Below are 13,900 nucleotides of genomic sequence, written 5' to 3' on the forward strand. Positions count from 1 at the left end.
GCGGGTGGCCAACACGGCTGCTGCTGGGAGCAACATAGGGGACGCCGTCACCCGTCCCGGAGCGGTGACCACATGTGGTCACCGCTCCGGGACGGGCAGCGCGCCGGAGACCGGGAACACCCGTGCGGGTCGTCCTTTCCGTCCCCACCCGGTGCTCCGCACCCCGTGCGTCCCACCGGCCGCGGCCCCGAAGCCCTCCCGGGGCCATCCTCACCCGGAACCGCCCGCCGCGCCGTGACGCCGCGCCCTTCAGGCCTCCTCGGAAGCCTCCTCGGCCCCCTCAGCGGGCTCACCGGCCTCCTCGGAGGGGTCGGCGTCCTCCTCCGGGGCGTCGGGGACCCCGTCCATGTAGCTCTGGCCGGGGGTCGTGGTCCCCAGCAGCTGGGACACCGTGACCATGGTGTACCCCTGCTCGTCCAGTTCCCGGATGGCCGTGCGGGAGGCGTCGACGGTGGTGCCGTGGATGTCGTGCATGAGGATGATCGCCCCGTCCGAAGCGCCCTCCAGCACCCGGTCGTGGATCACCGAGGCCTTGCGGTCCTTCCAGTCGAGGGTGTCCACGCTCCACAGGATCTGGGCCAGGCCCATGTCCGCGGTCACCGAGGCCACGCCCTCGTCGGTCGAGCCGTAGGGCGGGCGCATGAGGTTCATGGTGTAGCCGGTCTCGCGGTACACCAGCGCCTGCACGACGTCCAGGTCCGCGCGCACCCCTCCCGCGCCCAGACCGGCCAGGTCGGGGTGGTTCAGGGTGTGGTTGGCGATCTCGTGCCCCTCCGCGTAGGCGCGCCGCACCGTGTGCGGGTGCTCCATGACGGGGTTGCCGGTGACGAAGAACGTGGCCCGCGCGTCGTACTCGGCGAGGGCGTCCAGCAGTTCGGGGGTGCGCCCGCCGGGCCCGTCGTCGTAGGTCAGCGCCACGCACTTGGTTTCGGGGTCGGAGCAGTCGACCTCGGGGTCCACCGCGGGCACCTGCCCGGGCACGGCGCCCTCCTCCTGGCCGTCCTTGTCGGCCTGGGGCGGGGCGGCGATGGAGAAGTCCTCCACGCCCACGGTCGCGGCGTCGCGCACGCGCAGGCCCAGTTCGGACAGCAGGCCCTCGGCCTCACCGGCGGCGACCACCGCGCGCGTGCGGCCCTCCTCCGCCGGGGCGACCTGCCCGGCGTCGAACTCCACGACCAGGTCGCCGTCGGGGTTGAAGCCCACCGAGTCGTACAGGGAGCTGATCGGGTGGACGACGCCGGGGTCGGCCGGGCCCTCCCCGCCCTCCCCGCTTCCGACGGCGCCGCGCACCAGGCCGTTGAGCTCCTCCAGCTGCTCCTGGCCGCCGACCAGTGCGGCGGAGGGGTGGTGCGCCGCGGTCTCGGTGTCGTACCAGTAGGTGGTGTACCCCTCCCGGGACCCCTCGGAGTCGGTCTCCACCCGGGTCACGCGGACCCCCAGCAGGCCGTCGCGCGCCGCGGTCAGGTTCCACCCCGCCTCGAAGGAGACCGCGCCGGGGCTGGCGGCCTCGAAGGCGTGCACCTCGTCGGTCAGCTCACGCTCCAGGAAGTCGGCCAGCGGCTCGGCGTTGGGGATCACCGGATAGGTCACCGCGACGGAGATCTCCCCGTCGTAGGGCAGTTCGGCCTCCTCCAGGCCCGCCACCGCGGCCGCGTCCACCTCGGTGAGCCCGTCGGGCTCACCGGAGGCCGGGGGCGACGGCTCGCTCTCGGAGACCGGCGCTCCATGCGTCCGCGGCCCGGGCTCGGGCTCCCCGGAGGAGCGGGTGGCCAACAACACCATGCCCGCCAGGACCGCCAGGGCTACCACGACCGTGATCAGGGGGTGGTCCGGTGCCATGGCGAGGCGGGACTGCTTACTCACGAGGGAATCTCCACGTTCATCGCTCAGACGAACGTCCGCGGGGAGCAGAGGGGAGCTCACCCGCGCAACGCTTGACTTCGTGTGTGACGCCGGTCGAAGGACGGGGGTTCTCACCGTCCGGGCCGGGCGCATGGGGCCGCACGCCGGGTACAGGGGCGAAGGGGGCCCTCCCTATACTTGCAGCCGTGGAAGGTACATGATCCACCCCCGCGTCCCGGGTCCGGCCCGGAACGGGCGGGGCGGAACCATGTCGCAAGAGGGAACCCGGTGCGAGTCCGGGACTGCCCCGCAGCGGTATGGGGGAACGAACGTCGCCATGAGCACTGGTAGTGCCGGTCGCGGAGACCGCACACCGGGAAGCGGCGGCCAGTAGGAGGAGCGGTGTCGGCACCGCCCGCGCCCCCGAGTCCGAAGACCTGCCTCCACCCGGCGACGCACCCGCGGCGCCGGTGGTCCCGCGCCCCGAGGGAGGGCCGGAGGCGGTGGCAGGTCCGGTGCGCGCCCGCGGCGCGTCCGTCGGCGTGTCCTCCCCTCTTCTCCCCTCGCGGCCGGTACCCGGCTTTCGACGAGGGAGAGAAGCTCATGACCACGACCCCCGCGCCGTCCGCGGCCCCGGGCGGACCACGCCCCTCCGTGCGCTCGACCGTGCACGGCTACCCGCGCATCGGCCCCGCCCGCGAGCTCAAGCGCGCCTGCGAGTCCCACTGGAGGGGCCGCACCACCGCCCGCGAACTGGACGAGGTCGCCGCCGGGCTGCGCCTGGGCGTCTACGCCCAGCTGCGCGAGGCCGGTGTCGACGACATCCCCTCCAACACGTTCTCCTACTACGACCACGTGCTGGACACCGCGGTCCTGTTCGACCTGGTCCCCTCCCGCTTCGCCCCTCCCGCCGCGGCGGCGGACCGCGAGGAGGAACTGCGCCGCTACTTCGCGCTCGCCCGCGGCGAACAGGGCGCCCCGCCGCTGGAGATGACCAAGTGGTTCGACACGAACTACCACTACCTGGTCCCCGAGCTCTCGCCCGGCAGCCGTCCCCGCCTGGTGGGCGACAAGCCCGTCGCCGAGTTCCGAGAGGCGGCCGAGGCGGGTTTCCACACCCGCCCGGTCCTGGTCGGTCCGCTCACCTTCCTGCTGCTGGCCAAGCCCGCCGACGGCGCCCCCGAGGGCTGGGAACCCGTCCAGCTGCTCGACCAGCTCCTGGAGGCCTACGCCCAGCTGCTCGGCGACCTGCGGGCCGCGGGCGCCACCGAGGTCCAGCTGGACGAGCCGATCCTGGCCACCGACGAGGGCCGCGCCGCCGTCGGCCACCTGGAGCGCGCCTACCAGTACCTGGGCGCGGTCACCGACCGCCCCTCCCTGCTGGTGTCCACCTACTTCGGCTCCATCGGCTCCGCCGCCCTGCGCGTCCTCAAGGACTCCGCGGTCGAGGCGGTCGGCCTGGACCTGGTCACCGACGACGAGGGCGTGGACGACCTGGTGCGGGTCTCCGGCCTGGGTGCCACCCGCCTGGTCGCGGGCGTGGTGGAGGGGCGCAACGTCTGGCGCACCGACATCCCGGCCGCCGTCGCCGCGCTCGGTACCCTGCTCGCCCTCACCGACGAGCTGACCGTGAGCACCTCCTGCTCCCTGCTGCACGTGCCCCTGGACCTGGACGCCGAGCCCTCCCTGGCCCCCGAGCTGCGCGGGGCCCTGGCCTTCGCCAGGCAGAAGGCCGAGGAGACGGCCCTGCTCGGCCGCGTGCTGTCCGAGGGCGCCGAGTCCGAGCACACCGGACGGGGCGGCGTCCGTCCCCCCGCCTTCACCGACGCGCGCGTGCGCGCCCGCCTCGACGCCCTGGGCCCGGACGCCTACGAGCGCCCGCGGGAACGCGGCAGGCCCACCGACACCCCGCTCACCACGACCACCATCGGGTCCTTCCCGCAGACCGCCGAGCTGCGCCGCGCCCGCGCCGCGCACCGCAGGGGGGAACTGGCGGAGGACGCCTACAAGGCCGTCCTGCGCGAGGAGATCGACCGGGTCGTCGCGCTCCAGGAGGAGATCGGACTGGATGTGCTCGTGCACGGCGAGCCCGAGCGCAACGACATGGTCCAGTACTTCGCCGAGCAGCTGGAGGGCTACGCCACCACCGAGAACGGCTGGGTGCAGTCCTACGGTTCGCGGTGCGTGCGCCCGCCGATCCTGTTCGGCGACGTCTCGCGCCCCCAGCCGATGACGGTCGAGTGGACCACCTACGCCCAGTCGCGCACCGACAAGCCGGTCAAGGGCATGCTGACCGGTCCGGTCACCATGCTCGCCTGGTCGTTCGTGCGCACCGACCAGCCGCTGGGCGAGACCGCACGCCAGGTGGCCTTGAGTTTGCGCGACGAGGTCGCCGACCTGGAACGCGCCGGGATCCGCCATATCCAGGTGGACGAGGCGGCCCTGCGCGAACTGCTGCCGCTGCGCTCGGAGCACCGGGCGCGGTACCTGGACTGGGCGGTGGGCTCCTTCCGCCTGGCCACGTCGGGGGTGTCGCCGTCCACGACCATCCACACGCACATGTGCTACTCGGAGTTCGGGCTGATCGTCGGCGGCATCGAGGCGCTGGACGCCGACGTCACCAGCGTGGAGGCCGCCCGCTCGCGCATGGAGCTGGTGCGGGACCTGGGCGAGCGCGGCTACGGGCGCGGGATCGGCCCGGGCGTGTACGACATCCACTCCCCGCGGGTGCCCTCGGTGGAGGAGATCGAGGGGGCGCTGCGGCTGGCGGTCGCGCACATCGACGCCCGGAACCTGTGGGTGAACCCCGACTGCGGCCTCAAGACGCGCGGTTACGCCGAGGCCGAACAGGCCCTGCGCAACATGGTCGAGGCGGCCCGCCGGGTGCGCGCCGACCTGGCGTGAGCCCGGCGGTGTTTTTGTGGACCTCCGCTTCGCCTCGGTCCGTGTCCGGGCGCCCGGAGAACGGGAATCGGGTTGAAGCAGGCACAGTGGCGCCTCCGGTGAGACGGCTCGTGCCCACACCGTCGCCCGCCACCACCCTCAACGGACGCCTACGGCGCAGTCCTGCTTGCAGTCTCACCTCCAGCCCCTCCAGAACCCCGTGGGCGCCCGAACCGGCCCCCGCAAGCTGAGGCCGATCCACAAGGAGTCCCCAGGAGGCTGAAACACGGGAGGGGGCCGCGGCGAACGCCGCGGCCCCCTCGTGCCGTGTCCGGTCAGCCCCCTCAGGCGCCGACCAGGGCCAGCGCCTCGGCGCCGGCGTTGAGCATGATCTCCTCGACGTTGTCGGGCATGACCAGGTCCTCGGCGGAGGCGTCCTCGGTGAAGGGCGGGTGCATCTGGTACTGGACCCGGATGTTGAGGTTGGCGGTGCGGATCACCAGCGTGGCCTCGGGGATGTCCTCACCCAGGAAGTCGTACTTGGTGAGGACGTAGTGGGCCTCGTCGCCGAGGTCCACCTCCTTGTCCTCCTCCACGTTCGCGGCGTCGTAGAAGGTGTTGTAGTCACCCTCGCCCCGGAGCTCCTGGACCGCGGACTGGAAGTCGGTGGTGGCGGCCTCGACGGAGTCGGCTGCGGAGTAGGGGACCTGGTAGCTGATCTCGAACATCGCGTAGCTCTCGGCCGGGTTGCCCTCCGGGGCGGCGCCTTCCAGGCTCTCGCAGTAGGAGTTGTTGTCCTGGACGTACTTGTCGCCCTCGTCCTGGATCAGGAAGTCGGAGAGCACCTGGTCGGTGAAGGCCTCGCAGGGCTCGGCGGGGACGGCGTAGGGGGGCTCGCCCGCGGGGGCCGCCTCGGGGGCGGGCGCGGCCGTCTCACCGCCGCCGGTGGTCGCCTCCGTGCTCGGGGCGGGCTCGGGCTCGGGGGAGACGGTCTGCTGTCCGCCGTTGTTGGTGACGAGCACGACCAGAACGGCGATGACCAGGACGACGATCACGGCGCCGCCGCCGATCACGACCCACAGGCCCGCCTTGCTGCCGCCGCCCTGGGGCTGCTGCGGCGCAGGGGGATATCCGGGACCGCCGGGGCCGCCGCCGTAGGGCGGCTGGCCGCCCGCGTACATCTGCTGGTCCTGGGGGCCGGGGAAACCCGCGGGGCCGCCGCCGTAGGGCGGTTGGCCGCCGGTGCCGGGGTCGCCGTAGGGACCGCCGTGGGGCGGCTGTCCTCCGGTGTTGGGGTCACCGTAGGGGGCGCCGTGGTGCGGGCCGTAGGGCGGCTGGCCCCCACTGTTGTCCCCACCGCCGTATGGGTTCTGCGGCGGCTGGTTGTATGGTCCGTTTTCGCTCATGGCTCCCCTCGCCCGTGTGTGATGACCGTGTTGTCTGGGACGCGTGTGTGCGCCGTTGGGTTCTCACGACTTCCCGTGCCGCCCCGGAAGGGGCACGGTGGCCGTGTGGGGGAGGCGCACCTGTCGCCACTGCCGTCCCGCGGGCGAGGGCGGGGGAGTGGGCGGGCGTTCCCCGCCTCCGTGCGGAGGTTGCGGTGGACCGGGGGACCGGCCACCGGGGGCGGTGGCCGGGCGGAGCCGAAGGCGTCCTTCGGTCCGGGCCGGGACGTGTGCATCCTAGCTGTGAGTGGTGTCCCCTGGGCAGGTCAGACCGGGGGTAGCAGGGTGAATCGTCACTGTTTTGTGTCGGTTGTGCAGGAACTCATCCCGCACGTGACGCAATCGTGACGCCGTTCCCCGCGCGGTCGCGCCCCGCGCGGGGTAATGGGGCGTCCGTCGCGGGCGCCGCCGGATCAGAACATCGAGATGTGCACGTGGTCGAAGTGGTTCTCGGTGATGCTGCCGCGGTCGGCCATGTCGCGCCAGCCCTCGTCACCACGGCGGATGTCCCAGATCTGCTGCCGGTAGATGATGTACATGATGCCGAGGCGGTCGGCGTTCTCCTGGGCCCACTCGGCGATCGCGTAGCCGCGGTCGATCTGCTCCTGTGAGGGCGTGTTCCCGTTGGGGTCCACCATGAAGTCGCAGGCGCGGCCCTTGGGGTGCTCGCCGACCACCCAGCCGCCGACCTCCCGGTAGCAGCCCACGCCGCCCACGTCTGTGCCCTCGCCGAACTTCTCGATGATCAGCTCGCGCATCTGCTCGGTGCGCGGGGTGATGTTGTACTGGCCGCCCATCGGCTGCACGGGGTGGTCCGCGATCATCTCCTGGACCTCCTCGCGGCGCCCCTCCAGCTCGTCCAGGTCCTCCTCGGCCGCGGCCAGCTGCTCCTCGGCGTTCTGCTGCGCGGTCTCGTCGCGCTCCAGGGCCTCACTGAGCTGGTCGATCTTGTCCTGGTTGCTGGTGGACAGGTAGTTGATCACCACCGCGCGGTCGATGACCTCGTCGGGGTCGGCCTCGACGAACAGCGACATGGACAGGCCGATCCCGCTGCTGGTGTAGGTGGCCACCGCCAGGGCGCGCACCTGCTCGCGCGCCTCCTCCACGTCCTCGCGGGTGCTCTGGGCCCGTTCCTCGGCGCGCTCGGCCTCCTGGATGACGCCCTCCATGTCGCGCAGTTCGCCGTTGAACTCCTCGCTCAGGGCCTCCGCGCGATCCTGGAGGGCGCCCATGTCCTCCGGCTCGGCGGGCACCGGCGCCGCCACCGCCGTGCCCTGGGGCGCGAACAGGAAGTTCCCCAGCACGGCCACCGCCAGCGCGGCCACACGCGCGCGGCCCGGGCGCGCCGCGGCGGCGAGGAACCCCGCCAGGGCCCGGGCGCGGTCCGGCCAGCTGAGTTCGGGAGGGTCGGGAGCCCAGAAGTCGGCGAATTCGTCCACTCGGCTCAGGTCGTCGGGCTGCACGGTGTGGTCGCTCCTCGGGCCCGCGCGGCCCCCTGGCACGGGAGCGGAGCGGGCGCTGTTTCTCGTTGTTTCCCCAGGGGGCCGACAGCCGCGGGAGCGGCCTTCGGCCCTGGCCTCCCGCGCACACCCGTGAGCCGGGGGCGGGAGTAAAGGGACCGTCATGAGTGTAGGCACTCGCGCGGTTATTCGGGAGGGACGGGACGAATCCACCGTGCCACGGGAGCCCCGATGTGGTGGAGGTAACCCGGCGCGAACAGCGAAATCGGGTGAACCGACCCTTTTCCCCGTGGTTGAGTAGGAAACGTGAAGGCTCCCGTGCACGACCCAGCGACCACCGCTCCCACGCGGTCGGACACCGCCGAGCGGTGTCTTCCGCTGCCCGGCGGACGCTGTCGTGTCCGCCCGGTCCCGTGGACCCGCCCTCAGCCCCCGGACACCGGGGAGTAGGGGGAGACCGCCGCCGGGAGCGGCGCGTCCCCCGACCGGCCGCCCCGCGCGGGCGCGCCGCCACCGGCGCCCGCCCGACCACCGGCGCGCCGCCGCCCGCGCCCGCGGGGCGCTCCGTACGCTCGGACGCGGGCGACGGACCCGCGCCGGATCCCCGCCGGGCGCCACACCACCGCCAGACGTCGATGGGAACACCGTGATTGACGCAGTGGGCCTCCACAAGGCCTACAGGTTGAAGAAGCACCGGGTGACCGCTCTGGACGGGGTCGACCTGCACGTCGAGCCCGGCGAGATCTTCGGTGTGGTCGGCCAGAGCGGCGCGGGCAAGAGCACCCTGCTGCGCTCGGTCAACCTCCTGGAGCGCCCCGACGCCGGAACGGTCCGGGTCGACGGCGAGGAGCTCACCGCGCTGCGCGGCGCGCGGCTGCGGGTCGCCCGCCGCCGCATCGGCATGGTGCACCAGCACTTCGCCCTGCTGTCCTCGCGCACCGTCGCGGGCAACGTGGCCTTCCCCATGGAGGTCTCCGGCGTCGACCGCGCCCGCCGCAGGAGGCGCGTGGGCGAACTCCTCGAACTCGTGGGCCTGGGGGACAAGGCGCGCGCCTACCCCTCCCAGCTCTCCGGCGGCCAGAAGCAGCGGGTGGGCATCGCCCGCGCGCTGGCCTCCGACCCCAAGGTGCTGCTCAGCGACGAGGCCACCTCCGCGCTCGACCCGGCCACCACCGACGCCATCCTCGCCCTGCTGCGCCGCCTGCGCGACGAACTGGGCCTGACCATCCTGCTGATCACCCACGAGATGGACGTGATCAAGCGGATCTGCGACTCCGCGGCGATCATGGACAGCGGCGCGTTCCTGGAGTCGGGCCGGGTGCTCGACCTCATCGGCACCCCCGGCTCGCTGCTGGCGCGCTCGCTCTTCCCGCTGCCCGCGCACGGCGGACCCGACACGGTCTACGTCACCTACCCGCGTTCCTTCGACGAGCCGCTCATGTCCGAGCTGACCCGCCGCTTCGACGTGGACGTCAACATCCTGGGCGGCGGCGTGGAGGAGGTCGCCGGGCAGTCCGTGGGCCGCCTGAGCGTGGACCTGCGCGGCGACCGCCGCGACCAGGCGCTCGCCTACCTGTCCGAGCACGGCCTGCTGGTCGAGGAGGCCCGCAAGTGAGCACCAACCCCGCCGACGTCCTGCACCTGGCCGCCGCCACCGGGGCGGCCGGACCCTGGGACGCCGTCGTCGCGTTCGTCCAGGCCTGGCCCGCGATGTGGCCCGACCTGTGGCTGGGCACCCTGGACACCGTCTACATGGTGTGGTGGGCCACCGTCGTCAGCGTCCTGTTCGGCCTGCCGCTGGGCGTGCTGCTGGTGGCCACCGACCGGGGAGGGCTCATCCCCGCCCCCGCCGTGCGCGCCGTGCTCAGCGCCGTCGTCAACATCGGCCGCTCCCTGCCGTTCATCGTCCTGATGGTGGCCGTGCTCTCCCTGACCCGCCTGCTGGTGGGCACCACCCTGGGCCCCACGGCCGCGATCGTACCCCTGAGCATCGGCGCGATCCCCTTCTTCGCCCGCCTGGTGGAGACCTCCCTGCGCGAGGTGGACCGCGGGGTCGTGGAGGCCGCGCACGCCATGGGCACCCGCCGCGTCACCATCGTGGGCAAGGTGATGCTGCCCGAGGCCATGCCCGGCCTCATCGCGGGCCTGGTGATGACCGTGGTCACCCTCATCTCCTACTCGGCGATGGCCGGAGCCATCGGCGGCGGAGGCCTGGGCGACCTGGCCATCCGCGAGGGCTACCAGCGCTTCAACGACCACTACCTGTGGGCCACCGTCATCCTGCTCATCGTCATCGTGCAGATCGCGCAGAGCCTGGGCGACCTGCTGGTGCGCCGCCTGGCGCGGCGCTGACGCGACGGGGTACACACAGAGGACGACCCCCTCCCCCCACCAGTTGTCCCGGCGACACGGAGGGAGACGGCGATGACCGAGGACGCGAGGAGGCGCGCGGTGCGGGGCGCCGCCGCGGCGACGGCGGCGGCCCTGCTGGCGGCCTGCGGCAGCCCCAGCGAACGGGCCCGGGAGGAGACCGGCGGGGAGGACGTGACCGTCCTGAGGATCGGCGCCACGCCGATGCCGCACGCCGAGATCCTGGAGTTCGTGGACGAGAACCTGGCGGCCGACGCGGGGCTGGCCCTGGACGTGTCCGTGTACACCGACTACAACCAGCCCAACGCGGCGCTGGCCGAGGGCGAACTGCACGCCAACTACTACCAGACGCGGCCGTTCCTGGAGGAGTACCTCCAGGGCAACCCGGACGCGGACCTGAGCTACGTGACGGACGTGCACCTGGAGGCCTTCGGCGTCTACTCGCAGGAGCTGACCGACCTGGCCGACCTGCCCGAGGGCGCGCAGATCGGCGTGCCCAACGACACCTCCAACATGGGCCGGGCCCTGGACCTGCTCGACACCGAGGGCGTCATCACCCTGGCCGACACGGGCGAGGAGGCGCCCTCGGTCGACGACATCGAGGACAACCCGCTCGACGTCACGGTCACCCCGGTGGAGGCCGCCCAGCTGCCGCGCTCGCTCCAGGACCTGGACGCGGCGGTGGTCAACGGCAACTACGCCCTGGAGGCCGACCTGGTCTCCACCGCCAACGTGCTGGCCTGGGAGGAGACCGAGGACAACCCCTACGCCAACGGGCTGGTGGTGGCCACGCACGACATCGGCGACGAGGAGATCGCCCGGCTCGACGAACTCCTGCACAGCGACGAGGTGCGCGCGTTCATGGAGGAGCGCTGGGAGGGCGTCGTGGTCCCCGTCGGCGGGGAGGGCGACTGAGGGCGGCCCCGGGGGGCTCCGCGGGCCGCACCGCGGGGTTTCGCCGCGCGGCGGCCGCGCCGCGGGTCCGCTTCCGGGACGCCCGGGCGGGGCGTTCCGGAACCGTCCCCGTCACCGCCTGCCCGTAACGTTTGGATTGCGGTGACAAGGCTGTTGATTGACATCAAGGTACTTCTCTGTTTCTTTTATGGGAGCGCTCCCAAAACGATGTCCCCTCGTCATGGAAGGTGCGTACACCAGCAGTGAACAACCGCAACGATTTCCCTGAGGGCTTCCTCTGGGGGGCGGCCACCGCCTCGTTCCAGATCGAAGGCGCCACGACCGCCGACGGCCGCGGCCGCAGCATCTGGGACACCTTCGCCGAGACGCCCGGCAAGGTCCTGGGCGGAGACACCGGCGACCCCGCCGACGACCACTACAACCGCTACGCCGACGACGTCGCGCTCATGACCCAGCTCAACCTGGGCGCGTACCGCTTCTCCGTCGCCTGGCCGCGGATCATCCCCGAGGGCACCGGCGCCGTGAACCAGGCCGGGATCGACTTCTACGACCGCTTGGTGGACACCCTCCTGGCGGCCGGGATCCAGCCCTGGGCGACCCTCTACCACTGGGACCTGCCCCAGCCGCTGGAGGACGCGGGGGGCTGGCCCCACCGCGACACCGCCTACCGCTTCCGCGACTACGCCCAGGTCGTGGCCGAGGCCCTCGGCGACCGCGTCAGCAACTGGATGACCATCAACGAGCCCTGGTGCTCGGCCTTCCTCGGCTACGAGAACGGTCACCACGCGCCGGGCCACAAGGACCCGGCCGCGGCCCTGGCCGCCGCCCACCACCTGCTGCTGGGCCACGGCCTGGCCGCCGAGGCGATCCGCTCCACCGGCCACCCCGCCCGGGTGGGCCTCGCCCACAACCAGGCGGTCATCCGGCCCCACGGCCCCAGCGCCGCGGACGCCCGCGCCGCCCGCCGCGCCGACGGCGTGCGCAACCGCATCTTCACCGACCCCCTGCTCAAGGGCCGCTACCCCGCGGACGTCAGGGAGGACCTCGCCGGCGTCAGCGACTTCTCCTTCATCCAGGACGGCGACCTGGAGATCACCTCCGCCCCCCTGGACTTCCTGGGCGTCAACTACTACTCGCCCGAGTTCGTCGCCGCCTCGGCCAAGGGCCTGGACCCCGCGCTGGTCAGCGGCGAGGGCGGCGCGTGGCTCGGCGCCGAGCCCGAGGAGGTGCACGTCTCGCAGGGGCTGCCCGTCACGCACATGGGCTGGGAGATCGACCCCACCGGCCTGTACGACGTGCTCTCCCGCCTGGCGGGGGAGAGCGGCGGCATCGACCTCTACGTCACCGAGAACGGGTGCGCCTTCGAGGACACCGTCACCGAGGCCGGCGAGGTCAACGACACCGACCGGATCGACTACTACGAGGGCCACCTGAGGGCGGCCAAGGAGGCCGTCCTGGCCGGAGTGCCCCTGCGGGGTTACTTCGCCTGGTCGCTCCTGGATAATTTCGAGTGGGCGTGGGGGTACTCCCGCCGGTTCGGCATCGTGCACGTCGACTACGAGACGCAGCGCAGGATCATCAAGGACAGCGGTCACTGGTACGCCGAACTGGCCAAGACGGGGCAGTTCCCCGAGCGCCAGTAACGCGTCCGGCGGACGCCGCCCGCCGCGTGGCGGGCGCCCCGCCGAGCACGTCCTGGATTGCGCCGGACCGCCGCCGTGCACGCGGCGGCGGTCCGGCGAACCGCGGAAGGACCGTGGGGTGTCCCAAGGGGCACCCCACACAGTCGTTCCGGGCGGGTATGACCGTGGATGCCCGTCGCACACGCCGCCGCCCCGGGGAAGCAGCCCCCGGGACGGCGGGACACGATCCCAGAGGGAGCCTCGAAGTGGCCAAGACCGGTGCTGGTCGGAAGCGTCCGACCCTGGAGATGGTGGCGCAGCGCGCCGGGGTCGGACGAGGGACCGTCTCGCGGGTGATCAACGGGTCCGCGCAGGTGAGCCCCCGCACCCGGGAGGCCGTGCACGCCGCGATCGCCGAACTCGGCTACAGCCCGAACCAGGCCGCGCGCACCCTGGTCACCAGGCGCACCGACACGATCGCGCTGGTCGTCTCCGAGCCCCGGGACCGGCTGTTCTCCGACCCCTTCTTCGCCGACATCATCCGCGGAGTGAGCTCGGTCCTGCACGAGCGCGACCTGCAGCTCATGCTCACCACGGCCCGGACCGAGGCCGAGCACAAGCGCGTGGGCGACTACCTCAGCGGCTTCCACGTGGACGGCGCGCTGCTGATCTCCCTGCACAGCGACAATCCGCTCTCGGCCCGTCTGGACGAGGCCGGGGTGCCGGTCGTCCACGGCGGTCGCCCGCACTCGCCCGAACAGCCCGCGCCCTACTGCGTCGACATCGACAACATCGGCGGGGCCCGGATGGCCATCCGCCACCTCCTGGAGCGCGGATGCCGACGGGTGGCCGCCATCACCGGCCCCCTGGACATGAACGCCGGTGTGGAGCGCCTGCGCGGCTACCGCGAGGTCATGGCCGCCGCCGGACTGGAGGTGGACGACAGGCTCGTCGTGCAGGGCGACTTCAGCGTGGAGGGGGGAGCCGAGGCGATGGAGCGGCTCCTGGGCACCGGGCTGGAGCCCGACGCGGTGTTCGCGGCCTCCGACATGATGGCGCTCGGCGGGCTGCGGGTGCTGCGCGCACGCGGCCTGAGAGTTCCTGAGGACGTGGCCCTGGTGGGTTACGACGACACCGTCATGGCCCAGCACAGCGACCCGCCGCTGACCACCATCCACCAGCCCACGGTGCAGATGGGGCAGGAGATGGCGCGGCTGCTGGTGGACGTGGCGATCCCCCGCACGACGGAGGCCGAGACCGTCATGCTCGGCACCCACCTGGTCGTGCGCGAGTCCGGCTGAGCCGCCGGGCCTCCCGGAGCCGCCGGGGCCCGCGCGCACCCTCCCGCAGCGCTCTGACCCGC

9 protein-coding genes and 1 riboswitch are annotated in these 13,900 nt (G+C 72.7%); of the genes, 6 read left to right on the top strand and 3 right to left on the bottom strand.

From position 1 onward, the window contains the following. Positions 1-249: 249 nt before the first annotated feature. On the bottom strand, positions 250-1,839 hold the full coding sequence (locus UIS43_RS25770) for a polysaccharide deacetylase family protein (RefSeq protein WP_071621599.1): 1,590 nt from the start codon (positions 1,837-1,839) through the stop codon (positions 250-252). A 278-nt stretch (positions 1,840-2,117) separates the two neighbouring features. Then, a riboswitch (cobalamin riboswitch) is annotated at positions 2,118-2,281 on the top strand. 164 nt (positions 2,282-2,445) lie between these two features. Between UIS43_RS25770 and metE the strand changes: the two genes are divergently transcribed. Beyond that, positions 2,446-4,746, top strand: coding sequence for a 5-methyltetrahydropteroyltriglutamate--homocysteine S-methyltransferase (gene metE, locus UIS43_RS25775; protein ID WP_071621600.1), 2,301 nt, complete (start codon positions 2,446-2,448; stop codon positions 4,744-4,746). A gap of 323 nt (positions 4,747-5,069) precedes the next feature. On the opposite strand, the gene UIS43_RS25780 is transcribed toward metE, so the two are convergent. Both UIS43_RS25780 and UIS43_RS25785 read right to left on the bottom strand, forming a co-directional pair. Continuing rightward, the gene (locus UIS43_RS25780; RefSeq protein WP_013151854.1) at positions 5,070-6,131 is read right to left on the bottom strand and encodes a hypothetical protein; all 1,062 of its coding nucleotides are present in this window, start codon (positions 6,129-6,131) and stop codon (positions 5,070-5,072) included. 452 nt (positions 6,132-6,583) lie between these two features. Further along, entirely contained in the window at positions 6,584-7,633 is a 1,050-nt protein-coding gene (locus UIS43_RS25785) for a coiled-coil domain-containing protein (RefSeq protein ID WP_370011959.1), read from the bottom strand. Between the two features lie 655 nt (positions 7,634-8,288). On the opposite strand from UIS43_RS25785, the gene UIS43_RS25790 reads away from it, so the two are divergent. The 5 genes from UIS43_RS25790 (at position 8,289) to UIS43_RS25810 (ending at position 13,838) form a co-directional block, all read left to right on the top strand. Next, positions 8,289-9,245: a methionine ABC transporter ATP-binding protein gene (locus UIS43_RS25790; protein ID WP_041552331.1), complete on the top strand. Its 957-nt coding sequence runs from the start codon at positions 8,289-8,291 to the stop codon at positions 9,243-9,245. After that, positions 9,242-9,982 carry a methionine ABC transporter permease gene (locus UIS43_RS25795; RefSeq protein ID WP_013151857.1) on the top strand — a complete coding sequence of 247 codons (741 nt, stop codon included), beginning with the start codon at positions 9,242-9,244 and terminating at the stop codon, positions 9,980-9,982. Before UIS43_RS25790 ends, UIS43_RS25795 begins: the two co-directional genes overlap by 4 nt. A gap of 72 nt (positions 9,983-10,054) precedes the next feature. Beyond that, entirely contained in the window at positions 10,055-10,915 is an 861-nt protein-coding gene (locus UIS43_RS25800; RefSeq protein WP_013151858.1) for a MetQ/NlpA family ABC transporter substrate-binding protein, read from the top strand. A 242-nt stretch (positions 10,916-11,157) separates the two neighbouring features. Continuing rightward, positions 11,158-12,558, top strand: coding sequence for a GH1 family beta-glucosidase (locus UIS43_RS25805; protein ID WP_013151859.1), 1,401 nt, complete (start codon positions 11,158-11,160; stop codon positions 12,556-12,558). Positions 12,559-12,803: 245 nt separating this feature from the next. Continuing rightward, on the top strand, positions 12,804-13,838 hold the full coding sequence (locus tag UIS43_RS25810; RefSeq protein WP_013151860.1) for a LacI family DNA-binding transcriptional regulator: 1,035 nt from the start codon (positions 12,804-12,806) through the stop codon (positions 13,836-13,838). The last annotated feature ends 62 nt before the right edge of the window (positions 13,839-13,900 follow it).

It is taken from the genome of Nocardiopsis sp. LDBS0036 (assembly GCF_041228755.1).
GTDB lineage: Bacteria > Actinomycetota > Actinomycetes > Streptosporangiales > Streptosporangiaceae > Nocardiopsis > Nocardiopsis dassonvillei.